Below are 26,153 nucleotides of genomic sequence, written 5' to 3'. Positions count from 1 at the left end.
TAATCATCCTACAAATTAATTGCTTCATGACACGAAACAAGAGAGCGTTTATTACATGTTATCAGCAGTTTTTTGCGAGTTAACATGTAAAAGACAACAATAACAGGTTCCTTATTTGGTTATTTTTCTATAGTTATTTCACGGCGAAACTAAAGCATAAACACGCCGAAAATTTAACTTTACCGATAATAGAACAAAGACTTAAGGATGAAAAAATGACTCATTTGAAACACGGAAAAGTGTTAAAGCATACCTTCAGGTTAAGTGCTCTCACCGTTTCATGCCTGCTCGCTTTCAACGCCCACGCCGCAATGGATTGCAGCACTGTAGACCACTGGGATAGCGCCGTTGCTTATAGCGGAGGAGCTCAGGTACAAGAGACGAATAAAGTTTACAAGGCCAACTGGTGGACCCGGGGCAATAACCCAACGGCCAATACCGGAGAGTGGAGCTTCGTCGATAACTGTCGCGTAGGCGACGAGAACGTCTTACCAACAGTATCACTAACATCACCTTCCGGCTCTGCCAACCTCACAGCCGGAGACACCATTTCTGTATCAGCCAATGCCTCTGACTCAGACGGCACAATCAGCAAAGTTGAGTTCTATATCGGACAAACTCTTCTCGCAACGCTCACTAGTGCTCCTTACACTGCAAACTGGACCGCAGTAGCCGGCGCTCATACCATTAAAGCCAAGGCATTTGACAATCAGGGCGGCGTTTCGGAATCCACGACGTCTGTTACAGTACAGGAAGGCAACACAGGCAATACCGCTCCGACAGTCGACCTGACGCTCTCCGCTACCTCAGTCAACCTTGGCACCGCCGTCACCTTGACGTCTCAGGCCAACGATCCTGACGGTACTGTCGACAAAGTCGACTTTTTCGTCAACGGTGCGCTAGTCGGCACTTCAGCTACCGCCCCATTCACCCTGGCCTATACCCCGGCTCAGGCTGGTACGCTTAACATTCATGCCCGCGCAACAGATAACTTAGGTGCAACCTCAGACTCAGCAACAGTCCAACTTGTCGTCAACGGTGGCGCAACGGCCAAGGACTGCCGTCCTGACGGCCTCTACCAGACCGAAGGCATTAACGTACCATACTGTACGATCTATGATGATCAGGGCCGTGAACTGATGGGGGCTGATCACCCACGACGTGTTATCGGCTACTTTACCAGCTGGCGTGCCGGTGGTGATCCTCAAACGTCCTACCTTGTCAAAGATATTCCCTGGGAACAGTTGACGCACATTAACTACGCTTTCGTTAGCATTGGTTCTGACGGCAAGGTTAACATCGGTAATGTCAATGACCCGGCCAACCCGGCGGTCGGCATGGAGTGGAACGGTGTTGAAATAGATCCTGCACTAGGCTTCAAAGGTCACTTTGGTGCCCTGGCCACAGCGAAAGCCAAACATGACGTCAAGACGCTGATTTCGATCGGCGGCTGGGCTGAAACCGGCGGCCACTTTGGAGCCGACGGCAAACGTGTTGCTGACGGCGGTTTCTATACCATGACCACCAATGCCGATGGCAGTATCAATCATGCGGGCATTCAAAAGTTCGCTGACTCTGCCGTCGACATGATGCGCAAGTACAAGTTTGATGGCCTTGATATCGATTATGAATACCCTACATCAATGGCTGGTGCCGGTAACCCGGATGACAAAGCGTTTATGGAACCTCGCCGCCAGTACCTCTGGGCGTCATATCAGGAGTTGATGAAGGTTCTTCGCCAGAAACTTGATCAGGCCTCTGCGCAAGATGGCATTCACTATATGCTGACTATTGCAGCACCTTCGTCTGGTTACCTACTCCGTGGCATGGAGACGTTTGATGTCACCAAATACCTCGACTATGTCAACATCATGTCTTATGACCTGCATGGCGCATGGAACGAGCATGTCGGCCACAATGCGGCACTTTTTGACACCGGTAAAGATTCGGAACTGGCGATGTGGGACGTGTACAACACGGCTCAATACGGTGGAATTGGCTACCTCAATACCGACTGGGCCTACCACTACTTCCGCGGCTCAATGCCAGCAGGTCGAATCAACATTGGTGTGCCTTACTATACCCGTGGCTGGCAAGGGGTAAATGGTGGTGAGAACGGGTTATGGGGATTAGCTCCGCTGCCAAATCAGGCAGAATGCCTGCCGGGTACCGGTGAAGGACAGAAGAATAACTGCGGTAATGGCGCAATGGGCATCGATAACTTGTGGCACGACAAGGGCGCCGCAGGTAATGAAATGGGAGCTGGCTCCAACCCTATGTGGCACGCTATGAACCTCGCTCAAGGGGTCTATGGTTCATATACTGCCGCTTACGGACTCACTCCGGCAACTCATCCGCTAACCGGTAACTATACCCGTCATTATGATTCTGTTGCGGTCGCACCTTGGTTGTGGAACCCTGAGAAGAAAGTATTCTTGTCTACTGAAGATGAACAGTCCATCAATGCCAAAGCTGACTATGTAATGAACAAAGAAATCGGCGGCATTATGTTCTGGGAACTCGCCGGAGACTATAACTGTTATGTCCTTGATGCCAACGGTAACCGTACTACTGTAGATGCTACGGAAAATGCCTGTAAGACCGGCAATGGTGAGTACCATATGGGTAACACCATGACCAAGGCTATCTACGATAAGTTTAAGTCTGCGGCTCCGTATGGCAATAAGATTGCCACCGGCGCAATTGCGACTGAAGCGCTTGATATCACAGTTGCAGTGGGCGGCTTTAAAGTTGGCGATCAAAACTACCCTATCAATCCGAAGTTAACCTTCACCAACAATACCGGGCAGGAAATACCGGGAGGTACCGAGTTCCAGTTCGATATTCCTGTTTCAGCCCCTGATAACGCAAAAGACCAGTCTGGCGGCGGCCTGAAAGTAATAGCCTCCGGCCATAGCCGAGCCAATAATATTGGTGGTTTGGATGGCGTTATGCATCGCGTGGCCTTCAGCCTGCCAGCATGGAAGAGCCTACCTGCAGGCGGTACGTACGAGCTGGACATGGTGTACTACCTGCCGATTTCCGGACCGGCAAACTATAGCGTGAATATAAACGGTAAAGACTATGCCTTTAAGTTCGAACAACCCGCCCTGCCTATCGGTGATATCACGACAGGTGGCGGTGACAATGGCGGTGGCGAATGTGTAACAACCGGGCTCAACACCTACCCTAACTGGCCACAAACAGACTGGGCAGGAAACCCGAGTCACGCTAACCAAGGTGACAAAATTATTCACAACGGCGTTGTGTACGAAGCGATCTGGTGGACAAATTCTGTTCCCGGTAGCGATAATACATGGTCGACAGTGTGCACAATTTAAGCACTTGCTAACCTAGCAACCAGGCGCGGGATATTTCCCGCGCTTTTTCTATGGAATTGTCTACTTTTCGACCACTTACCTGCCTACACCTTGCAAAACCAAGCGTCAAAATATCGTCACAAGGTGCAACCAAGCTCTTAACAAGAATTTGACGCCCCTATGAAAGCTCAAAATAAATGCGATATTGTGCTCAAAAAACAGACAAACAGTTCAAAGAAGGATAATTCATTCTTTGTGTATCCTACTCACTGTCTTTACATTATAAAACAAGAATATAAAATCATTTCAAATGTAACAGTCTCAGCTTTAGGATATTTTGCACAATCCTGACACTGACTGCTGATAATAATAAATTCTCATTTTAACGTAATGTATTTAAAAACAAACATCACTTCACGCATCAATTAAACCGGATTTTTTTGCGCACCAGCACACTGGTACAGCAATCATTCAAGTCTAAACTTTTTATTATTTTATGGTAAAGTCTCGCCATCTTAGTCATAAATCAAACAATAGAGTGTTTAATAAGAACAATGAAGAAGGCGATTTACCTGTTCATCTTGGTTTTTTGCTATTTGCCGCTGCAAGTATCTGCCAGTAGTACTCACAGCAACTCATATAGTAATGTTAATAGTCCTGATGTCGTCATCAAGCACGTATATAAAGAAGCTAATTTAAAGGGAGTTATTGATTTTCAAGTATTTAAAGAGGGCTATAAGGCTTACTATAATACTAAGGGAAGAAAGAAACAGTTACTGACTATTATTGATTACAGCAAGCCTTCTACTGAGAAACGCTTCTTTGTTATTGACCTGAAAAGGAACAAGCTCGTCTACCACACATTCGTATCACACGGTGTGAATAGTGGTGGTCGTGAGGCGACACGTTTTTCAAACACTGTAAATTCCCGTCAAACGTCTTTGGGGACCTTCCTAACAGACACCACCTACTACGGTGGGAACGGATACTCGTTAAGACTTGATGGCATGACACACGGTGTTAACGACAATGCACGCAGGCGCTATATTGTTGTCCATGGTGCTGACTACGCGACGGAATCCTTTATTCAGCGACATGGATATTTAGGGCGAAGCTGGGGCTGCCCTGCGCTACCAAAAGGATTGTCACGACAAATCATTGATACGATTAAAGGTGGAAGTGTTATTTACGCTCACGCTTAATAAAACACTCTAATAAGTGGCTGCTATATATTTAACAGCCACTTATACAATAACAACTAGTAAATGAGGAATTGAAAACAAACACTTAAGACCAAATCAAGAGTAGATTTATTTATACACCAAATAGTTAAACACCACTTGCAATAAATTCAAAAATATTCAATTCAATTATTTGCACTACTCCAACAGCGCATCAAAAACCGCCATAAATGTACCTTTTTCTGTTTTGGCACCCATTAGAAAAGTATCTTGAACTACTGCACCTTCGCTTGCCATGAAATCAGATAGCGTTAATTTGTTATCAGCCGTCAGATGCAATCCAAAGCTGTTTTTCCCTTTGTTAGTTCCCAAAATAAATTGAGGGAGCTTCATGCCGAAAACATATTCTCCCTTTACAAAGCGCTCAGCATAAATATCACAAATTAGGACACTTCCCTTAGCGGAGAATTGCTTCATCATCTTCAGCGTTTGTCGAACCGATGGTTCATCAAGATACAAAGTGACACCTTCCCACAAAAACAATGTCTTTTTGTTGGGATCATACCCAGCGTCCTCGAGCTTTTCGTACCACCCAAGATCAGAAAAATCTACAGGTACAAATGTCACCGAGCTGATATCGATACCAGCTTTCTTCAGGCTCTCGATCTTAAGCTGCTGAATCTTTAACATGTCTAGCTCAAAACAGGCTACCTCAGAAGCTTGAAACATGTTGTAGCACCGCGTATCAAAACCCGCGCCCATACATACAAACTGCTCCACACTACGTCGATGTTTATCTATCAGTGAGTCAATATATAAAGTCCGTGCGGTAACAAGATGGGAAAGCCCTTCTTGTTCTGGTGACGGGATCACAGGATAGCCATAGGTGCTACCGCTTAATCGATAGCGAAGATAGCTCGGCAGGAAAACCAGCCATAACCCGAGTATTGAGTTATTCGGAAGCACACAACTGAGCTGACTCGATACCAGATCATCTCTCAAACCAAAGACATGCATCAGCCAACGGCCTTTAATCACTTCAACAGCGGTAGACGGTACACCCAGCTGTTTACTGATATAAATCTGCTTGTAGCAGATCAGCACCATTCCTAACAAAGCCATAGGGATGAATAGAATTTGCACAATAACGAAAACAACTAAGGCAACGGCATTCATATACCCCAACTCCCCCCTTTAACAGTCGGCACCAGGCAGATATACCCAAGAGGCAGAGCAATCCGCATTATTCATGATACTAGACGACTTCTGGTGGTGTTTTCTACTGCGGGTAGGGTGATATAAAAGAGAGGCAAAAAAAATCCCTGCCTGAGCAGGGATTTAAATATTGTTAGTTAAAGCTGTTGCAATTAAGCAAGAACTTCTTCAGCTGGAACGTATGGCAGGTCCAGTGCAACGGCAACTTCATCACAAGTGATTTGGCCGCGGTATACGTTTAGACCGTTCATTAGGTGCTTATCTTCCTGTAGCGCGGCTTTGTAGCCTTTGTCAGCTAGTTTCAGGATGTATGGCAGTGTCACGTTGTTCAGTGCGAACGTTGATGTACGAGCAACGGCACCCGGCATGTTTGCAACACAGTAGTGAACAACATCATCGACGATGTAAGTTGGGTCACTGTGAGTTGTTGCGTGAGAAGTTTCTACACAGCCGCCCTGGTCAATTGCAACATCAACAATCGCAGCACCTGGCTTCATTTTCTTAATCATTTCAGCAGTAACCAGTTTCGGTGCAGCCGCACCTGCAACCAGTACACCACCAACAACAAGGTCAGCTTCCAATACGTGTTTTTCAATAGCATCTTTCGTTGAGTATACGCACTGTACTGTGCCACCAAACTGCGCATCCAGGTTACGTAGAACGTCAATGTTACGGTCAAGTACAACAACGTTTGCACGCAGGCCAACAGCCATTTGCGCCGCATTAGCACCAACAACACCGCCACCAATGACAACGACTTTAGCTGGCTCTACACCCGGTACGCCCGCTAGAAGCATGCCGCGGCCGCCTTTAGATTTCTCTAGGGCAAATGCACCAGCCTGGATTGACATGCGACCTGCAACTTCTGACATTGGCGCCAGTAGAGGCAGACGACCTTTGTCATCAGTAACCGTTTCATAAGCAATACATACTGCTTTGCTGTTCACAAGATCAGTTGTCTGCTCTGGATCCGGAGCAAGGTGAAGGTAAGTAAACAGAATTTGACCTTCGCGAAGCATTGCACGCTCTACAGCTTGCGGCTCCTTAACTTTGACAATCATTTCTGATTCGGCAAAAACAGCTTCCGCAGTTGGAAGAATTTGAGCACCGGCATCAATGAAATCTTGATCACTGAAACCGATACCTGTACCTGCCTGTGTTTCAACATACACAGTATGACCATGTGCTACCGCTTCGCTCACTGAAGCTGGAACCATACCTACACGGTACTCATGAACTTTAATTTCCTTAGGTACACCAATAATCATCTTTGTATCCTTGCTGCCTTGTTTAAAAGTTATATACACAATAATGAAAAACTCTTGGAATGTGCGTCCGTTTTTTAACCTATTTACAACAAATGAATCTAGGATTTTGTTCTGTTGTGGCACAATAATCTGTTTTTGACCCAGCTCACACAATATTTGTTCGTATTTTTAAGTGAAAGTAGACCAGTAAACCAGCTTTTTACCAACATCCAGTTGTTTTCGCCAAATTGAAAACGCATAGCAGTGGTAATATCTGCAGGAAAGTATGAAATCACGTGCAAAAAGCAGCTATATTCAACGTTTTATCATCGACAATAAAGCATAAAATTCAGGATTATGGCTTTTTTCAGACAAAATATACACATGTAAAAAAGCGCACACACCAGATCAAAACACAATACGCGATCACAAAAAATAAACAAATACGTGATATTTCCGTGTGGTAGTGCACAATTTTCCAGGTATAAAAAAAGCCGCTAAAGCGGCTTATATAAAATATTGTGAAGAACTGTTATTCAGTCTTCAAACTCCCAAGGCATCTCCGGTAAAGCATTCAAGTTTTCACTATAGCGCTTCAGATCAAAGCTACCTTCATTTTTGACCACGTCAAAAACCTCAACAGATAATGCACAGGCAATCATCTGAATAGCCTCTTCGCGTGGCGTACCAGTCATCATCAAGCGCATCAAGGTCTCTTTGACCTTAATCGGATTACCCTCTGCCAACTGGTTTTCAACGGTTTCGACCAGCATATCGCCAGTCATGATTTCATCATTTTCCATAATTAAACCTGTTTGTTTCGCTTTCTATACTATACGCGTAATCGTAGGCACTAGGCGTATACAACATCTTTTATTTCCGCAGCGTCGCGAGGACGGCGGATCAAGTCAGCCACAACTAAATGTGCCTGCGTCATAGTCTCGAAGTGATAGTCGGGCTTGATATGCCAATCGTGCTGCTCAGTATTCACCAACACAACCTTCAAACCCGCGTAGTAGGCCGATTGAACACCAGTAAAACTATCCTCAATTGCGATTACCTGTGAGGAGCTGTATCCCAATGTATTACACGCATGGTGATAGATATCTGGTTCAGGCTTGTTGTTGTCGACATCTTCACCACAAAAGACATAGTCGAACAGATCAAGCCAGCCGTGGCGGTGCAAAATTCCTTCGACATATTCTCTTGGCGCTCCGGTGACAACAGCCAAAGGCAACTGGCCATGTAACTGGCGAAGCATGTTATCGACACCTGTCTTGGCCGGAATCGTCCCTTTCATAAGCGCATCACGTGTTCGTTGTTCCATTTGAACAAGCATCTGCTCAATAGACAGATCTAAAGAAAAGCGGGTTTGTAATGCGGCGGCGACTTTATCCCAGGTAACGCCAGCAAACTCAGTAAGAAACTGTGCCGATGGCATTTCTATTCCGTTTATCGCCAGATAATTTGACCAGTTGTCGGCATGGAATACTTCTGAGTCTACCAAGGTGCCATCAAAGTCAAAACAAATTGCCTGCATATACTTTCATCCTAGCTAACAACGACTTCAGAGGCGCTATAGTAGGGACTCCCCTCTGTTTACGCAAATAAAGTTAGCGGGATGCCAAAAAGGCAATACATGACTCCAGCGGGACCGGCTTGCTAAAATAGAAGCCCTGGACATACTTACACTTTAATTCTCGCAATATCTCTAGCTGCGCTTCTGTTTCAACACCTTCGGCAACCACTTTAATGCCAAGTTTATGGCTAAGATCGATGATAAGAGAAACCAATGTCAGGCTATCTTGGCTTGAGCCAAGCTCTTTGATGAATCCCCTGTCTATCTTGATGATATCCGGACGCAGTTCAACCACAGCACTCAGTGAGGAATACCCTGTACCAAAATCGTCCAGCGCAACCTGAATATCCCGCTGCTTGAAATAGCCCAGCAAACTCTGGATATCACTACTTTCTTTAGAGGCCGTGGATTCAGTAATTTCAACGATAATTGATTTGTCTGGCAAGTCATATTGCTCAATCACCTCCCAGACCTGAGGTTCATCACTGCTGTTAATGAATTCTTTCACCGATCGGTTGACCGAAATACTCAAGTGACTAAAGCCAGCCTCATGCAGCTTTTTCAGATCCCGGCAAGCCTGATGAAGGACAAAAGCACCAATCTGCTTAATCAGACCGTACTTTTCAGCGACGGGAATAAATTCTACCGGCGAAATGTGCCCTTCGACTTCGTCATACCAACGCACTAAGGCCTCAAGTTTATTTATCTCACCGGTTTGAGCATTCACTATTGGCTGATAGTGAACAGTCAGTGCTTCCTCGGCAATGGCCTTTTTAAGGCGATCACGTAACTTGAGCTTTTGGATATACTCCGACTGAAGCTCACTGTCATATTCACAGAAACCATTCCGCCCCTGTCCCTTCATGTTATACATGGCATAGTCGGCATTCTTGAGCAAGGCATGGTGAGTCAATCCACTGTCCGGGAAGGCCGAGATACCGATACTGACCGTGGTATTGATTTCAATCCCTTCAATATACAGCGGCTTGGAGATCGCGGTGACAATATCCTGGGCGCGCTCCTTGGCACCTGCAGCCGAGATATTCGGCAACAAAATACAGAATTCATCGCCTCCATAGCGGCATATGTTGTCTTTCTCATGAAAGATCTTCTTCAGTCGCTCGGCTATGCGGGTCAGTACCCTATCTCCAAAGTCATGGCCATATAAATCGTTGATCGACTTGAAGTCATCCATATCAATAAATAGCAAAGAGAATACGTGGCTGTTCTTATGGATCGAGTTAATCAGCTTTTCAACACGATGAATAAAACTGCGACGGTTAACCAAACCGGTAAGGGGATCATAATAAGCAAAGAATGTCAGTTGCTCTTCGGCTTTCTTCCAATGACTGATGTCTCGAAATACCGCAACATAGTTGATGATCTCATCGTTACTGTCGCGTATCACGTTAATTGACATTTCTTCGGGGTACATTTCACCGTTTTTCCGCCTGTTCCACACTTCCCCTTTCCAGTGCCCCTTGGTATTCAGGCTGAACCAGAGCGACTGGTAATACTCGTTGTCATGAAGTCCAGAGGACAATACGCTAGGGGTTAAGCCCAACAGCTCTTTTTCCCGATAGCCTGTTGTTTCTTCAAATGCGCGGTTAACAGAAATGATATTGTTGTTCTTGTCGGTGATCAGGATACATTCAGACGTATTATCAAAGACAACCTGGGCCCGGCTCAGCTGTCGTCTTGCTTCAACAGTATGAGTTATGTCTCGCTGAATACCGGCAATCCGAATCGGGCTGCCTTTTACATCCTTTGCAATCACACTCCCTTTCAGCTTCAACCAACGCTCTTTGCCATCAGTAAGCTGGGCATAATGGCTGTCGCTTAAGCGGAACTCAAACTGAAATACACTCGTGAAGTTTTGCTGGATAAAACGCTGAAAAAAGTTCAGTCCCTCAATGCGATCTTCCGGGTGGATACAGTCCAACCATTCAGAAAAGTCACTGCCGTCAGCCGGTTTTTCTCTCTCAAGAATGCTCCAGAACTTCGGCGAAGTAAAAAACTCACCGCTAACAAGATCATACTCCCAAATTCCCTCTTCGACTGAATTGTACGTCGTATTCAGCTTATGGGAGGTTTTGGTCAGTTTAGCTGAGATTTGATAGACATCGGTAACATCATGTACCGTGCCGCGCATGAGAAGTGGCTTGCCTTTGCTGTCTCGTGTCACATCAGCCCGTTTACGCAGATACTTAATCGTACCGTCTGCCAATTGTGCTCTGTGGACAAGACTATAGTTAATCGATTCTGACTCTAGTGAACCAGTAAGCGTACTAATCACCCAGTCTCGGTCTTCGGGATGTATAAACTCTGATAATAAATCGATCGTTGGTGTGATCGACATATCCTCAAGACCATAAATACGGTATACCTCATGGCTCCAAGAAATCGTATCTGATGTTAAATCCCAGAACCAGCTCCCGACTTTACCGACTCGCTGGCCTTCTTCCAGCTCCCACTGCAACTTCTCTTGCTTGGATAACAAGGCCGAATACTTTAATTCAACACCAAGATGATAACTAAGATCGTCGCACCAACTTTGTACTTCCGCTGTGTGTTCATACCGTTCTTCGAATAAACAAACAATAATGCCAACGGCTTCCTCACTTTGAGAAAAAACAGGTATTCCCAAGTAGGCCTCAGCCCCTAATTCCTGCAGTGCGATATCATCAGGAAATTGGTTAATCACATCAGATGGGTAGTAACAAGCAGTACTTTTTTCGTTGACGATTTGACAGGGGGTTCCTGCCAGCGGATAAGTGAAGTTCTCTTTTAGGTTACCGGCTTCACGGTACGAAAGAGTTTTCGCATACTTGCGTGATTCATCGAAGCAACCAATAAAACAATGCTTAGGTGAAAGGTGCTCAAACAGGAGATGAGTAATTTGGTCAAAAAACTGATTTCCATGCAAATTTTGTAGCGATTTTTCGATTGTTTTATTCATCACTGGTTTAGCAACACTCTGAACTATAATGCAACTCCAGGAATATGGCCTGGTTATATATGCGAAACGCCTGAAACTTTACAACATGGGTTATCTTTATTAAAGGAAACTCTACAAGTTGCTTATGCGATTATCCAAAAATGTTGATAAACATCACTATATACAGCAAAAGCATTCGGGCCATTCCCGTGGGGAATGACCCGATTTTGACTATACCGCCAACAGTGAAAGCCAAAGCATCATTGCTGTCGCTAACTGGCAACCTGAGTTTTAGGGTGTGCAGGCAGGCGTATTGATATCAGGGTTGTAATCGCAAGAAACGCGAACGATACCCATAAGCAAGCCGCAAGGCCGGAGGTTTGATATATCCAACCTGAAAGGATAGTGCCAATCAAGCGCCCCATCGCATTGGCCATATAATAGAAGCCGACATCCAGCGAAACTCCGTCATCTTTGGCGTAACTCACGATTAAGTATGAGTGCAACGATGAGTTAACGGCAAAAACAGCGCCAAAGATAAGCAGCCCAACCACAATGGTAATCTCCGGCTGCCAACCAGTCTGGACACCAAAGGCAACCGCCGCAGTTATCACTGATAGCAACCCGGCCCAGCCTAGTGCAGCTTTACCGTCAGGAACGACTCCCCGAGCCTTCCCGGTGATCCGCGGCGCGAACCCCTGCACGAATCCATAACCAATAACCCATAGCGCCAAAAAGCCACCAACCAAGGTGTGATCCCAGCCAAACACCTGCCCCATGTAAATTGGCAGAGCAACAACAAACCACACATCCCGGGCACCAAACAGGAACATCCGCGCGGCCGACAAGATATTAATGCTGCTGCTCTTAGAAAAGATATGACTAAATTTGACCTTAGCCTTGGCCTTACCCATGTCTTTCTCAAGCCAGAGCAGGCTCATAGCCAGAACCACAAACAGCACTGCCGCCATTGCAATTACGGCACCTTTGAAGCCAATTGTGGCCAATAGAAAACCACCGACAAAGAAGCCGGCTCCTTTCAAGGCATTCTTTGACCCTGTCAGGATAGCTATCCACTTATACAATGCTCCCTGCTGATTTCCGGGAACCAAGGTTTTGATGGCGCTTTTGGCACTCATCTTATTCAGATCTTTAGCAATACCCGATAGTGCCTGTGCCAGCATGACCCAAGGTACGGTCAGATAAACAGACGGTACAGCCAGCATTAACAAGGCCACCACCTGCATGGCCAAGCCAATATTCATGGTACGGTTAAGACCGAGTTTAGCCCCCAGCCAACCACCAATTAAATTGGTTACCACACCAAAAAACTCATAGAACAAGAACAAGGATGCGATTTGCAATGGGGTATACCCCAGCTGATGGAAATGCAACACCACCAGCATTCTCAAGGCACCATCCGTGACAGTGAAATTCCAGTAATTGAACGTCACTAACATGTATTGACGGACATCTTTCGATAAATTTGAAAAAGCAGCTAACATGCTCAGTTCTCTTATTTCGGTGTGGCTATTTGACTAACGGAACAGCAACGAATTATGCCAGGCCAACTTTGCGGATTAGTTCAGAGGTACGTGTTGCGTAGCCCATCTCGTTATCATACCAAGCGTAAACTTTAACCATACGGTCATTAACGACCATGGTCGACAACGCATCAACGACGGTTGAGCGCTGATCACCTTTATAGTCGATTGATACCAATGGGCGGTCTTCAAAGCCAAGGACACCTGCCAATTCACCTTCAGCCGCCTCTTTCAGAAGAGCATTTACTTCTTCAGCTGTAGTATCACGGCTCACGTCAAAGATGATGTCCGTCAGTGATGCATTTGCCAACGGTACACGCACTGCATGACCGTTAATTTTACCTTTCAGCTCAGGGAAAATCTCAACTATCGCAGTAGCAGAACCCGTTGTCGTCGGGATCAGGCTCATACCACATGCGCGGGCACGGCGCAGATCTTTGTGCGGAGCATCAAGGATTGTCTGGGTGTTAGTCAAGTCGTGAATAGTCGTGAATGAAGACTGCTCGATACCCAGTTTTTCATGGATAACCTTTACCACAGGCGCAATACAGTTTGTGGTACAAGATGCAGCCGTTACAATACGATGCTTCTCAGCATCAAATAGGTGATCGTTAACACCTACCACAACGTTCAGCACACCTTCTTCTTTTACCGGGGCAGAAACGACAACACGCTTTACACCCTGATCAAGGTATTTCTGCAGGAAAGATGTTTTACGGTGGACACCTGTCGCTTCCAGAACCACATCACAACCAGACCAGTCTACCGCATCAATATCACGCTCTTTGGTACAACGGATGCTGTGATCACCGATTACAATCGCATCACCATCGGTATTCACCGCATGATGCCAGCGACCTTGCACCGAATCGAACTCAAGCAAGTGACCCAGTGTATGGGCATCGCCAGCGACATCATTAATCTGAACAAACTCGACTTCGTCCCAGTCGTAAGCCGCACGTAGTGCCAGACGACCGATACGACCAAAACCATTGATACCCACTTTAATTGCCATTGTTACTGTCCTTTTTGATAGTGCTACAAGCAATATAGTTAAAAAGCTGACTATATGGTGAACGAATATTCGAAAAACCATATATACGAAATTTCAGATATAGTATCGAGTTCTTGCTCATCTGGCTAGATCTTTTTGAAATAAACCGCATAACCTACGCTGCCATTACAAAGCAAAGATCTTACTAAGGAACCATGGAAGATAAGGCATTGATTAACTGATATAAAAAAGCCCCACAAACGTGAGGCTCATTGATACTGTAGCTCGTTAGTCGACTATTTATTTATATTGCTGGATATAGTCAATGTGTGGCTGACGTGTGAAAGCCCCTGGGCGCAGTGCCTGGATCTGCTCAATCGCACTTTCAAGCTCTACACCACGGTCCAGCATAATACGGGCAGCAATCAGCCCCGTTCGGCCAGATCCGCCCATACAGTGAATAACTAATGCCCCACCCTCATCTAACATAGACTGAGCCGCTTTGTTGGCCTCAGGCCAGTTAGCATTAAATTCGTCACCAGGAGCACAGTCATCTTCGATAGGTAAGTGGAACCACTTCAGCCCCAGAGCCTTGCACTCTTCTGCCAGCTGACTCAGTCCTTCACCCGGTAGATCACCCGGCTCCAAAGCTGTCAGTACCGCTGTTGCCCCGGCGTCTTTCAACTGAGCCAATGAATCTTTCAGGTTGGCCTCTTTGGTACCCGGACATGGCGTAAGTAACAATTTAGCACCACCTGCTAGCGGTAATGTCCAAAATGGATGCGCGTTAGACATAGTTCTTTCCTGTTAATTAATATAATTAAATAAATATTTCAAACGCCAACCTGGTTGTTGGCTTTTAGGCTAAATCCGGGCTTTTTCCTGTCGGTGATCTGACTTAATTTTAGTTTTTCCTGATTGATCATACCCGGGTTACCGTTTCGTACTGTTGCTAGTGTGTGCCGTATCCACACCGGAAGATGATCGGCCAGGCGATAGAAGATCCACAACCCTTCACGCTGATCTTTAAGTACCCCGCCGTCACGCAATAAGGCAAGATGCCGCGACACTTTCGGCTGACTCACATCCAGTACCTTGGTCAGATCGCCAACACTGAGCGCCTGCTCGTCCTCAATCAGCATCAGGATCCGCAGACGAAGCGGGTCGCTCATAATCTTGAACAACTCCACCGGACCAACAACACTATCCTGCGCCTTGCCGTTAAGCATGAGGAATAGCGCGATCCTATCTCTTAGCCCTTCGAAGGTTTCTCGGAAGCTGTCTACCCCCGCCACAGGCTTAGGATCTTTAAAATCCCAGTGAATGAGAGCATCTGAGTCTGCGAACAAGGCACATTCGTTGCTGGCCTTGTCACACAAGGTAATCACGATATCAAAGTGTTGATCATGAACATCACTCGCAGAAAGACTTTGCAGATTATCTGCACATACCCCTTGTTCAGCCAACACCTGATAGACACGCGGATCGACGCCTTCCGGCTTCGTACCGGCACTCATTACCAGATAGTGCTCTCCTGCCATGTGACGCATCAATGCCTCAGCCAGCTGTGAACGCGCAGAGTTACCGGTACAAAGAAAGAGTATGTTCTTCTTCATGATCATCTCTATAATAATTTAATCGCTGTCAGTATATACGATTATCTATATATAACAACATCCATATATAGGCACATCTAAAAACGGAAAAAGATAAGGAAAGGAAGTATCAGCGGAAGCGGTGCAGCGCCCCAGCATAGAGGCGCCTGCTGCTGTTAGCTACTGGGGGGGAGCTCGTCACGAGTATCTGTGCTATTAGACAGTACCCACTGCTCTACTTTTCCGGTTACCTGCGGGTGCGTTAACAGGTCCAGATGGTTAATACCGACGCCTACCCACTTATTATCGTCAAGATAGTTCAGCGCTCGCTGATCAGCTGTCGATTCACCCAAAGCACTTGAAACCGGCACCAGCCCATCACCCAACTTGAGATTATTCTCATCTTTGAGGTTCTGGCCAAGGCAACTCGCAATAGCACAACAAACCACTCCCTCTGGTAATAACGGACGTCCCGGCAAATGAGGAGCCTGTCCTGCCCTCTCCCAATCCCCATGGCGAACGAATCCCTGGCTCAAGTCTTTCGTCCCGCTACTACGAATTTCAGACAACTTATTAAGTGTCTTCAAGTATGGAGCATCAGCAAGTCTGCCATCTATCCAACAGGCCAGCTGCGCCAAGGGAGCGCCATTATGCGGGGTACCAAGGGTGATGAAAGTGCGAAGAGTCGATAGCCAGTCAAGTTCATGTTGCTGGGCATAGTAGCACGCGCTTCGGGTTACCAGCCCGCCCATGCTATGGCCGATAATCACCAGCTCCTTTACCTGGCACGGCCAGGCTGAAATAAGTCGTTCGAGCATTAACGCGAATGCCTCGCCGTTGGTCGAGATATGCAAGCCGGTGTTATATCGTAAATAAATCGGCGTATATCCGTATTTTGCCAAGCTTCGGCCATGATCGTGATCCTTGCGCTTCCACTGGACATCATTCATACACCAGCCATGCACACACAATACAATGCGCTCACTACAGTCGGAAAGCTGCTGACTCAATATGTCAGTTTCAAGGCTCAGGGTCTGGCGCTGATCACGAATAGCCATTTCCTGCTTCAGACGGCTGTCTCGCTGAACCAGATAATCACCGAGAATGCCATTTAATGTGGCAATGACTGCGTCACTTTGAACGGGCGGGAGGCCATGCTCTATGAAATCGCCAAGCTTTTCCTTCGCCACCTCTCTGTTTTCAGACACTTTTGACGATAGCTCATCCATCAGCACCTGAAACTTCTGACTTAGGTTATTCCTAGAAATCATACTTCAACCTTTGTTAAGCCACATTTACTAACCATCATTGATTAGCTGAATACTGAAATCAAGCACTTCTCAAGAAGAAGGGGCTTATTTTTAAATATTGAAGAGAGTGGTTGTCAGGAGTTAAATATAATATGAAGGGTTCAAAATAGAATCATAGAAAATTGCAAAACAAGTATGACAATAAAAATTAGAAAAATCACTCTAATTATCAATTTAAATAAAAATAATTTCAGGCTATATATTTACAGCCTGAAATTACGATGATAAATAATTATAAAACCTCGGCGGCTATCAGCTCTTCATTGAGGGACTTTTTTATATAATCTTCCAAGATCATATCCGCCGCTTTCTCAGCAATCATTATTGTTGGTGCATTAGTATTACCGCCAATTAATGTCGGCATTATTGAAGCATCGACCACACGCAAGCCCGAAACGCCCCGGACTTTTAACCTGGGATCCACAACAGCCATTTCATCTTGTCCCATCTTACACGTACCAACAGGATGATAAATCGATTCGGCTTTACGACGGATAAAAGCTTCAAGCTCTTCGTCTGTCTGCACCTCTTTACCGGGGAATACTTCTTCACCTCGGTAGTGATCAAAAGCAGGCTGTTTCAGGATTTCACGAGAGAGCTTAATCCCTTTTACCATCACAGCAATGTCTTCTTCATTGTCGAGATAGTTCGCTTGGATAACTGGCGGTGTTGCCGGATCACTATCCCGAAGCATCAGCCTTCCTCGGCTTTTCGGGCGTAGATTACACGCATGTAACGAGTAGCCATGCCTGACCGTTTGCCACAAATTCAGGCCATGGTTATCCAAAAAGCAGGGAGAGAAATGAAACTGTACATCCGGCACAGCCTGCTCTGGAGAGCTCTTCACAAAGCCTCCCGCCTCTGCAATATTACTGGTGAAATTACCTTTCCTAAACAAGATATAATCAAAGAGGCCTTTTATCGAACGCATTAGAGCAACTGGTGAAAACCCGACTGAGTGAAAGGTTTTTTCGCGGGTTACTGCCAGCACATCAAGGTGATCCTGCATATTCTCGCCCACACCGGGCAGATCGCACACAACAGGAATATCATGTTGATCTAACTGCTTTTTGTTTCCCACCCCCGAAAGCAGTAGCAGTTGCGGGCTATTAATCGCCCCGCCACTGAGCAACACCTCTTTGCTGCAATGAAGCGTATGTGTCTGGCCCTCTTTAAGGTATTCAATTCCCGTCGCTTTGGTTCCCTCAAACAGTACTCTTGTTGTCAAAGCCTCTGTGATTACAGTTAGGTTATCTCTCTCCTCTGCCGGTCTCAAATAACCAACAGCAGTACTGCAGCGCTGGCCGTTTTTCTGAGTCACCTGATAGTAACCAACCCCTTCCTGCTCAGCGCCGTTAAAGTCCTCGGTATATCGATGCCCAGCCTGTTTGGCTGCCTTGATAAACGCCTCTGACAGCGGATTCTTTATCCTCAAATCAGACACATTCAAAGGCCCGTGTGAGCCATGGTAGGTATCTCCACCCCGCTCCTGGTGCTGGGACTTCTTAAAGTAAGGCAATACCTCCTTGTAGCTCCATCCTTCATTGCCCAACGAGGCCCATTCATCATAGTCACAGGCGTGTCCACGTATATAACACATCGCGTTTGAAGCGCTGCTACCACCTAGGGTTTTTCCCCGCGGCCAGAATAGCTGCCTATTGTTGAGGTTTGATTCCTCTTCGGTGTAGTAACGCCAGTTCATTTTCTTAGAATGCATCATGCCAATGATGCCAAGCGGCACATGAACCATGACACTTGAATCTTTTGGTCCGGCTTCAACCAGGCAAACCTTTATTGACGGATCTGAAGACAACCTATTAGCAAGTACACACCCTGCTGATCCTGCCCCCACAATTATGAAATCATACATAATACCCTCTCAAGTTAATCGCGATGATTTGCCAGCCAATTTATAAAAAACCAGTCATTGATATTGATTATTTCTCACACCTTCAATCATAGATTAATTTAACTGCTTTTGATTTATTTCCTTAATGAAATTGAAATACTTGCCGATTTACAAAATAAAAAGGTGATCTGTTTAATAAAATTCGCCATTAACTAAAGACAACAACTCAGACCAGTGTAAGTTATATTTCTTAAAGGAATAAWGAATATTGCCCATCAATTAAGGAGAGCGAATGGCATATTTTCTAACAGGTGGAACGGGTTTTTTAGGCCGTAATCTCATCACTAAACTGCTCAAGCGCGAAGGAACAATCTATATCCTTTGCCGGAATGAAAAGGCCCAGGAAAAACTGACAACCTGTATATCGGAATGGGATGTTCCGGCTGATCGTATTGTGCCAATCATGGGTGATCTGACGCTGCCTCAACTCGGATTAACCAAGAGCACAATTGCAGCATTAAAAGGAAAGATTCATCATTTTTTTCATCTTGCTGCAATTTATGACCTCAATGCGACTGCCGAGGCTCAAGAGGCAGTGAACATCGAAGGAACTAAGAACGCTGTAGAAGCAGCCGAAGCATTGGATGCGGGCTGCTTCCACCACATTAGTTCGATCGCGGCTGCCGGGTTATACGAGGGGCACTTTCGGGAAGATATGTTTGAGGAAGCCGAACACCTCGAACATCCTTACTTTTCAACCAAGCATCTGGCTGAAAAGACGGTCCGCGAACAGTGCAAGATACCGTTTAGGATCTACCGCCCGGGCATGGTGATCGGTGATTCCAAAACAGGTGTTGCAGATCGTGTAGACGGCCCGTACTACCTATTCAAAATGATCCAGCGAATTCGCGCCGTGCTGCCGGCATGGGTACCGACAATTGGCCTTGAAGGCGGAAGCCTGAACATTGTGCCGGTCGACTACGTCGTCAACGCACTGGACCATATTGCTCATAAGGATGGGCTCGACAGCCAGTGTTTCCATCTTACCGATCCGAAACCTTATCGCTCCGGCGAAATCATGAATATTTTTGCCGAGGCCGGTCACGCTCCGCGTATGGCGCTTCGACTTGATGCCAGATTATTTGGCCTGGTGCCGAACCAGGTCAAGAGCGCCATTTTGTCTCTGCCGACCATCAAGCAAATCACAGACGTGACGCTGAGAGATTTAGGGATCCCTTCGGATGTACTCAAATTCTTCACCTATCCGACTGAGTTCGATTGCCGTGAAACGCAGAAGGCGCTAAAAGGCTCTGGTATCGAGTGCCCTCGCCTGCCAACGTATGCACCCGCTATCTGGGACTACTGGGAACGTCATCTTGATCCTGAGATCTCAGGCGATCGCAGCCTAAGCGCACGCGTCAGCAACAAGATCATTATGATCACCGGTGCCAGCTCAGGGATCGGACAAGCGACAGCATTCAAACTGGCTGAAAATGGCGCTGAAATGATTCTGGTGGCCCGTGATGAAGAAAAGCTGGCCAACACCAAGCTTGAAGTCGAAAAACGCGGTGGCGTTGCGCACACCTTCCAGTGCGATCTTTCTGCTATCGATCAGGTTGAGCAGTTGGTAGCGGATGTACTCGAAGCACATGGCCGCGTCGATATCCTCATCAACAACGCCGGACGCTCTATTCGTCGATCTATTGCTAACTCAATCGATCGCTTCCACGATTTCGAGCGAACTATGCAGTTGAACTACTTCGGTTCACTGAAGCTGACCCTTGGTCTGCTACCAAGCATGGAAGCCCAGGGTGGCGGCCATGTTATCAATATCTCGTCTATCGGGGTGTTGACCAATGCACCACGCTTTTCTGCCTATGTGGCTTCAAAGGCAGCGCTGGACGCATTCACCCGCTGTGCAGCGTCTGAGTACTCAGACCTGAATGTGAACTTCACCACCATCAACATGCCGCTGGTTGCAACACCTATGATTGCACCAACCAAAATCTATAAGTCGGTTCCGACACTGACACCAGATGAAGCGGCCGATCTACTGGCTACTGCGATTATCGACAAGCCAAAACGTATTGCGACCAACCTCGGTATTTTTGGTTCGTTGCTTCACGCACTATTCCCGAAACTGGCTGAAATCATCATGAACAGCAGTTTCCGAATGTTCCCTGACTCCAAAGAAAGTGATCAAGGGAAAGAACAAAGAAGCGAAAAAGCCTCTTCGGCAGAGCTCATTGCATTCTCTGCCCTGCTGAAAGGCATTCATCTTTAATCAACCAAACACTCGTCTCAAGGGTGTGGCTAGGTAACAACTATTTAAGGACAAAATCATGGCTGATCTAAAAGAAAACTTTGAACAAGCACAACTAGACGTTAAAAAACTGACCAAGCGCCCATCAAATGAAGAGTTGCTAGCACTGTATTCTCTGTACAAGCAGGCAACGGATGGTGATGTACACGGTAAGCGTCCTGGTATGTTTGATTTCAAAGGCGCTGCCAAGTACGAGGCATGGGAAGGCCTGAAAGGCATGGATGCTGAAACTGCAATGCAGCAGTATGTTGATAAGGTCACTGAGCTGACTGCAGCTTACGCATAATTCCTTCGGATAATGACAGTATAAAGGCCGCTTTTGCGGCCTTTTTTCATGAACGCAACTATTACTGCTTCACTGCTGACTTGCGATACCAATGCTCGTAATCCCATTTTTGAGTCTTACGATCACGATTGATTATCCCTTTGTTATCCCGCCATACCGTCTCATTGATAAAATCCTTAACCGGATTATTAGCTTCATCCAACAGCGGCGAGCCATCAGCCTGATAGAAGGTGGTTTCCAAGCGAGAATAATATTTACATGCTGGAACAGTCTTATCTAACGCGAAGTCAACAACTTGTTCTACACCCTCAAACACAACATGCTGCACCTGCTTAAAACTGGCTTTTTGCTCTGTCGGGTTTAGCAAACTTGCTTCATGATAATGAACTTCCGGCATGAAATAAGAACCCTCAACTGAGCGCTGCTGACTCAAGGTGTTCTTATGACCCCAGGCGATTTTATCAGTGCCATTCTCACGGCCTTCAAAGCCCGCCATCATTCCATTAGCATGCTCGAAATACCGTTCACTGAACGCATAACCACTTGTGAATGTACCTTTTAGCAAACTTTCAACTAAACCTTCATACCCTTGCCAAGATATCCCTGAATCTACCAACGAGACGAGTTCGTACGTTCCATACTGCTCTGTTGTCTCAACCTCTTTACTGTTCGCATTTACTTGGCGACTAGAGCGGTCCATATCGAACAGTAGGCTGTCATTTTTATTCCGTTCATACCCAGCATCAGGTAACTCTGCCAAACACTGTGCCATCGTAAGAGGCTGATCTTCAGGAATATGGCTAGTTACAGGATCCTGGCCATACAATACCCCGTTATAAATCATGCCGTTCAGCACTTTAACAGAATCAGTATACCCCCAGCTTGGCTCTCTCTCTGGCTCCCCCTCGTTATTAAGGTTATATTCAAGGTTATCTTTCTCCTCTCTAACCACTATCCGGTCCTTATCCAGATAACGCTTAGCGCTTTCAACTGAATATTTGCCAGCATCATTCCACGTAAACTCGGAATCATGCTGTACGACACAGACTTCGCGAAGTCCAAATAATGTATCAATGATTTCTTTTCCGACATAGACAGAAGAAATTTTCTCATGCCTTATTGCGGCTTCAGGAGAACGATGGTCAATGCGGTCCACCCAACTCGTTGTCTTTTCCTTCAACGTCATATCATTGGGCGCATTGGTCGCAAGATTGATCCCCCACCAACGGCGGAATACATCCTCATAGCCAAGATATTGTTGGTTATCAGCATCGACGTAAGATAATTCAAAGCCGGGATTCCAAGCCTCTGCTTGTTCCCCCGGTGTTTGAGTGACAATCTGGGTTACATCAATAGTTCTTCCCGCAAGGTTACCGTCTGGCAATCCGACGCGCTGACCGACATAACTCTCTGTTTGTATTGACTGACTACGCTCTGTCTGGCCGTTTTTTAGCTTTGAAATGGTGTATAACAGGCTATTTGAGCCATCAGGGCGTGCTGTTGTGCCTTCTGGGTAATCAGGCAGAGTTTCAAGGCAGGCATTGAACGTTTCAGGAATAACAAGTTTGTTCAGCGGCTCATTATCCTGGCTATCTATGTAGCCATCGCCATCATCATCGTCGTCACTGTTATTGCCGATACCATCATTATCAGTATCTGCCGATTCATTTCCATTCAGAGGGAAACGGTCATGGGCATCATCCACCCCGTCGCCGTCATCATCGGTATCTTTATTATTCCCAATGCCATCAGCATCGGTATCTGTGTCTTCAGAAGGGTCTTCCGGGAAGGCATCCTTATTATCTAAAACGCTGTCGTTATCGTCGTTCGGATCTTCATTATTGCCAATGCCATCTGAATCTGCATCCTTGTGCTCGGAAGGCTCTAACGGGAAGGCATCTTTATCATCATCATGCCCATCACCGTCATCGTCGGTGTCTGCATTGTTGCCTACCTTATCACCATCAGAGTCATACCACTCGGTGTCATCGTCTGGGAAAGCATCTAGTGCATCGATCACACCGTCGCCATCACTGTCTGCTTTTTTCACGACCTTAACACTATCGGCAGCATCCGCATCATAAATAACGATCTCATCGCTACCAGCATCTTTCACGCTGCTGGTAACCGTACCGCTGCGCCCCAATACAATATCCGCCTGTGCTGCCAGTTCATCTAACGTTGTTGGCATTGCCCCGGCAACTACCAGTGAGACAGCCGCCTGTTCAACTTTTGCAGCTTCTACTGATGAGAGTTTCTTAAAGTCAGACAGTACAACTTGGGCATTATCGGCGTTAAGGCCAAGCTCTGAGGCAACCTGTTTACTGGCTTCAGTTATAGAAGCCGCACTGGCAGCGGAGCCTGACTGCCTTAGTTTCATTTCGACCAAGGTTGTCAAAGGGGTTACAACACTTGAATAGGTGGCAGATTGCTTGAAGGTGCCCAATTGTACGTTTTCACCAACTACCAGTGGTGCCGTGAGATAAAACGAGTTGGCAACAGTCTTGCCATTGTCTTGATCAATGGTCTTTCCCGCTGTTGCTTTTGCTACCAATACATATTTGTCTAAGGATTCAGGGTCAATGTCATTAAAGACTACTACACCCTGTTTATTGGTTACCGCCAGCAGTTCGTCTCCATCTGGCATGAAGTTCTGGTTTTCTTTCTTATCCAACCAAACCGTGGCACCTTCCAGATATCCATCTATAACTGTTACCGACAGCGATTTACTGTCAACTTGTGTCGGCACAGTCGGCGGCTTAGGCGTAATTTTTCCACTTTCACCACTGTCACCGCCACCACATCCAGAGATAATAAATGCAGCCGAAATCGCCAACGCAACCTTACTTATATTCATAACCTAACCTATTGAAAAAACAATAATTCAATAGATAATTTTAATGATTGAGCTAAATGATATTACGTACGATAAGAACTTGTTCGGCCCATTCATCAAGAAACGAACCTCTGTTGTTGAGCATGTGCTAATTTCGACTCAACCACAAAACCGCATCATTCTCTCGGCCATCAAAAAAGCCATATAACATAGCGTTATATGGCCTTTATTTACGTGAGTGGGGTTAATTCTAGTGAAGGCTTGCTGCTTTCTTCTCTGAGTCTTCCAGGCTATCCTGATTTTTCGCTGCCGCCTGAGGATCAACTTCGACAGTAGCCGACAGCATCTCCGTCAGCTTCGCCAGTTGCTTCTCAAGCTCTTCGACTTTTTTCTGTTTCTCGGCAAAAAGGACCTCGAACTCTTCATCTTCAGGCGTTAATGAATAATTTGCCGCTTCTACTGCCGTCTCAACCGCAAGCGTTTCATCCTCGCGAAATTCAAGCTGCTCCGAAACTGCTGATACCGCAGTATTCATCACTTCTGCCTCAATATCTTCCAACGCTTCAACCATGTAATCAGCTATCACCTCAAAACCAGGCAATGACTGGTTACAAGCCACTAACGAGAAGTACATGGTATCGGCATTACTAAAGAAGGTGATGTTAAGCGTCTGACCTGGCATCAAGAGCGATACCGGGTACTGCTCCTGTACTTTAGCGCCCATGAAATAGAGCTTTTCTTTCGCCCCGGGAACGTTAGAGATAAGCAGATTGCTCGCAGGTGGAATAAAATTATTCAGGCCAAACTTACCACTAAACAGCGAAACGCCATTGACCAGCAAGGAATAGTTTACATAAGCATCCGGTGAGATATTCAAAGCTTCTTTCTTCAGATCTAGCGTCGCGTGCTGGATCGCTTCTAGCCTTTCCAAAGCACTCAGGTGGGGCTTGCCCAGTTCCACATGCCCAACCGACATTTTGTTACCCTTGACTTCAACACCTCCGCTACCTTTACCACGCAGGTTGATCGGCATCATCGCTACCAACGGCTTTCTTAGCGGTATGGCACGGTCAACAAGGTAGCGGTTCAGCGCGATATCACTCACGGTAAACAAGATGTCATTCATCGATGCACCGGTGATCCGGCTGATATGCTTTAACTGGCCAATAGAAAAGTTACCCAAGCTAACAGCCCGGCTGCGCTTCGGACTCAAGTTGAACGGTGTCTTGGGTGCGGTAAACGGCACTTTCAAATCACAATCGGCAAGTTTCACCGCTTTTAATGCCAGTTTGCTACCCAATCGGAACATAGACGGGATCAGTGATATCTGCTTCGATGCAGCCATTGCCGTCTTCATCACCATGTCGGTCAGATGCGTTTCTTCACGGCGCTGAGACCGGCTCTTGCGCAAGTCACATTGCCAAAACGGTTTATTCTCGAACGAATTCTCAACATCGGCCGAACAACTATCGGTAAAGATACGGCTTGCACGCACGCCATCAGCCATTGAGTGGTGGATCTTCATCACAAGGGCAACACGGTTGTTTTCAAGTCCACCGATGACCCACAGTTCCCACATTGGGCGGCTGCGGTCCAATACCTGGCTGTGTAAACGACCGACAACCTTCTGGAGCTGATGTTCCGTTCCCGGTGACGGCAGCATGGTGATCCGCAAATGGTCTTCCAAATTGACATTGCGCATAACATCCCAACGAGGTTTGCCTGCCAGCGACCAGTTTAGCTTCCAGTTGAACGGAGGAACTGTCTCTGTCTGCTGCAGAAAATGACTGTATAAGTCCTGGGCATATGTCGCGGCATGTTCTGCCGGCGGCTCTAGAATGACTAATCCGGTAACGTGCATTGGTGTCTTTGCCGTTTCAAAGGCAATGAAGCTGAAGTCAAGAAGAGACAAACTTGGCATATGATGTTCCTTATC

The 26,153-nt window shown here is 46.4% G+C and carries 17 protein-coding genes; 4 read left to right on the top strand and 13 right to left on the bottom strand.

Annotated elements, in window-relative coordinates:
* The first annotated feature begins 215 nt into the window (after nucleotides 1–215).
* The gene (locus L4D19_RS17365; RefSeq protein ID WP_428453513.1) at nucleotides 216–3,341 is read left to right on the top strand and encodes a chitinase C-terminal domain-containing protein; all 3,126 of its coding nucleotides are present in this window, start codon (nucleotides 216–218) and stop codon (nucleotides 3,339–3,341) included.
* 533 nt (nucleotides 3,342–3,874) lie between these two features.
* Nucleotides 3,875–4,522: a murein L,D-transpeptidase catalytic domain family protein gene (locus L4D19_RS17360; RefSeq protein ID WP_428453512.1), complete on the top strand. Its 648-nt coding sequence runs from the start codon at nucleotides 3,875–3,877 to the stop codon at nucleotides 4,520–4,522.
* Nucleotides 4,523–4,699: 177 nt separating this feature from the next.
* Here the strand turns inward: L4D19_RS17360 and L4D19_RS17355 are convergent, their stop codons facing one another.
* The 11 genes from L4D19_RS17355 to L4D19_RS17305 all read right to left on the bottom strand — a co-directional run bounded on the left by L4D19_RS17355 (nucleotide 4,700) and on the right by L4D19_RS17305 (nucleotide 18,793).
* Nucleotides 4,700–5,677, bottom strand: a complete 978-nt coding sequence (locus tag L4D19_RS17355; RefSeq protein WP_428453511.1) for a class I SAM-dependent methyltransferase — start codon at nucleotides 5,675–5,677, stop codon at nucleotides 4,700–4,702.
* 191 nt (nucleotides 5,678–5,868) lie between these two features.
* On the bottom strand, nucleotides 5,869–6,984 hold the full coding sequence (ald, locus tag L4D19_RS17350) for an alanine dehydrogenase (protein WP_428453510.1): 1,116 nt from the start codon (nucleotides 6,982–6,984) through the stop codon (nucleotides 5,869–5,871).
* Nucleotides 6,985–7,499: 515 nt separating this feature from the next.
* On the bottom strand, nucleotides 7,500–7,766 hold the full coding sequence (locus tag L4D19_RS17345) for a hypothetical protein (protein WP_428453509.1): 267 nt from the start codon (nucleotides 7,764–7,766) through the stop codon (nucleotides 7,500–7,502).
* A 50-nt stretch (nucleotides 7,767–7,816) separates the two neighbouring features.
* Nucleotides 7,817–8,503 (bottom strand): HAD family hydrolase, encoded by a 687-nt coding sequence (locus L4D19_RS17340; RefSeq protein WP_428453508.1) that lies wholly within the window; start codon nucleotides 8,501–8,503, stop codon nucleotides 7,817–7,819.
* A 73-nt stretch (nucleotides 8,504–8,576) separates the two neighbouring features.
* Nucleotides 8,577–11,501, bottom strand: coding sequence for a sensor domain-containing protein (locus L4D19_RS17335; RefSeq protein ID WP_428453507.1), 2,925 nt, complete (start codon nucleotides 11,499–11,501; stop codon nucleotides 8,577–8,579).
* 251 nt (nucleotides 11,502–11,752) lie between these two features.
* Nucleotides 11,753–12,985, bottom strand: coding sequence for an organoarsenical effux MFS transporter ArsJ (arsJ, locus tag L4D19_RS17330; protein WP_428453506.1), 1,233 nt, complete (start codon nucleotides 12,983–12,985; stop codon nucleotides 11,753–11,755).
* A gap of 52 nt (nucleotides 12,986–13,037) precedes the next feature.
* Nucleotides 13,038–14,039, bottom strand: a complete 1,002-nt coding sequence (locus tag L4D19_RS17325; protein WP_428453505.1) for an ArsJ-associated glyceraldehyde-3-phosphate dehydrogenase — start codon at nucleotides 14,037–14,039, stop codon at nucleotides 13,038–13,040.
* Between the two features lie 279 nt (nucleotides 14,040–14,318).
* A complete protein-coding gene (locus L4D19_RS17320; protein WP_428453504.1) occupies nucleotides 14,319–14,813 on the bottom strand; it encodes a phosphatase domain-containing putative toxin in 495 nt (164 codons plus the stop codon).
* 38 nt (nucleotides 14,814–14,851) lie between these two features.
* The gene (locus L4D19_RS17315; protein ID WP_428453619.1) at nucleotides 14,852–15,637 is read right to left on the bottom strand and encodes a metalloregulator ArsR/SmtB family transcription factor; all 786 of its coding nucleotides are present in this window, start codon (nucleotides 15,635–15,637) and stop codon (nucleotides 14,852–14,854) included.
* A 152-nt stretch (nucleotides 15,638–15,789) separates the two neighbouring features.
* Nucleotides 15,790–16,884, bottom strand: a complete 1,095-nt coding sequence (locus L4D19_RS17310; RefSeq protein WP_428453503.1) for a PGAP1-like alpha/beta domain-containing protein — start codon at nucleotides 16,882–16,884, stop codon at nucleotides 15,790–15,792.
* A 271-nt stretch (nucleotides 16,885–17,155) separates the two neighbouring features.
* On the bottom strand, nucleotides 17,156–18,793 hold the full coding sequence (locus L4D19_RS17305) for a GMC family oxidoreductase (RefSeq protein WP_428453502.1): 1,638 nt from the start codon (nucleotides 18,791–18,793) through the stop codon (nucleotides 17,156–17,158).
* A 271-nt stretch (nucleotides 18,794–19,064) separates the two neighbouring features.
* Here L4D19_RS17305 and L4D19_RS17300 point away from each other — a divergent pair, with 271 nt between their 5' ends.
* The gene (locus tag L4D19_RS17300; protein WP_428453501.1) at nucleotides 19,065–21,056 is read left to right on the top strand and encodes an SDR family oxidoreductase; all 1,992 of its coding nucleotides are present in this window, start codon (nucleotides 19,065–19,067) and stop codon (nucleotides 21,054–21,056) included.
* A 58-nt stretch (nucleotides 21,057–21,114) separates the two neighbouring features.
* Nucleotides 21,115–21,381, top strand: a complete 267-nt coding sequence (locus L4D19_RS17295; RefSeq protein ID WP_075761956.1) for an acyl-CoA-binding protein — start codon at nucleotides 21,115–21,117, stop codon at nucleotides 21,379–21,381.
* A 61-nt stretch (nucleotides 21,382–21,442) separates the two neighbouring features.
* On the opposite strand, the gene L4D19_RS17290 is transcribed toward L4D19_RS17295, so the two are convergent.
* Together L4D19_RS17290 and L4D19_RS17285 are read right to left on the bottom strand one after the other, a co-directional pair.
* A complete protein-coding gene (locus L4D19_RS17290) occupies nucleotides 21,443–24,238 on the bottom strand; it encodes a hypothetical protein (protein WP_428453500.1) in 2,796 nt (931 codons plus the stop codon).
* Between the two features lie 229 nt (nucleotides 24,239–24,467).
* Nucleotides 24,468–26,138 carry a wax ester/triacylglycerol synthase family O-acyltransferase gene (locus L4D19_RS17285; RefSeq protein WP_428453499.1) on the bottom strand — a complete coding sequence of 557 codons (1,671 nt, stop codon included), beginning with the start codon at nucleotides 26,136–26,138 and terminating at the stop codon, nucleotides 24,468–24,470.
* Nucleotides 26,139–26,153: the final 15 nt, after the last annotated feature.

This window comes from Photobacterium kasasachensis (genome assembly GCF_050336885.1).
GTDB classification, from domain to species: domain Bacteria; phylum Pseudomonadota; class Gammaproteobacteria; order Enterobacterales; family Vibrionaceae; genus Photobacterium; species Photobacterium kasasachensis.
The sequence above is the reverse complement of the archived record's forward strand: the minus strand, read 5'-3'. Positions and strand labels throughout refer to the sequence as shown.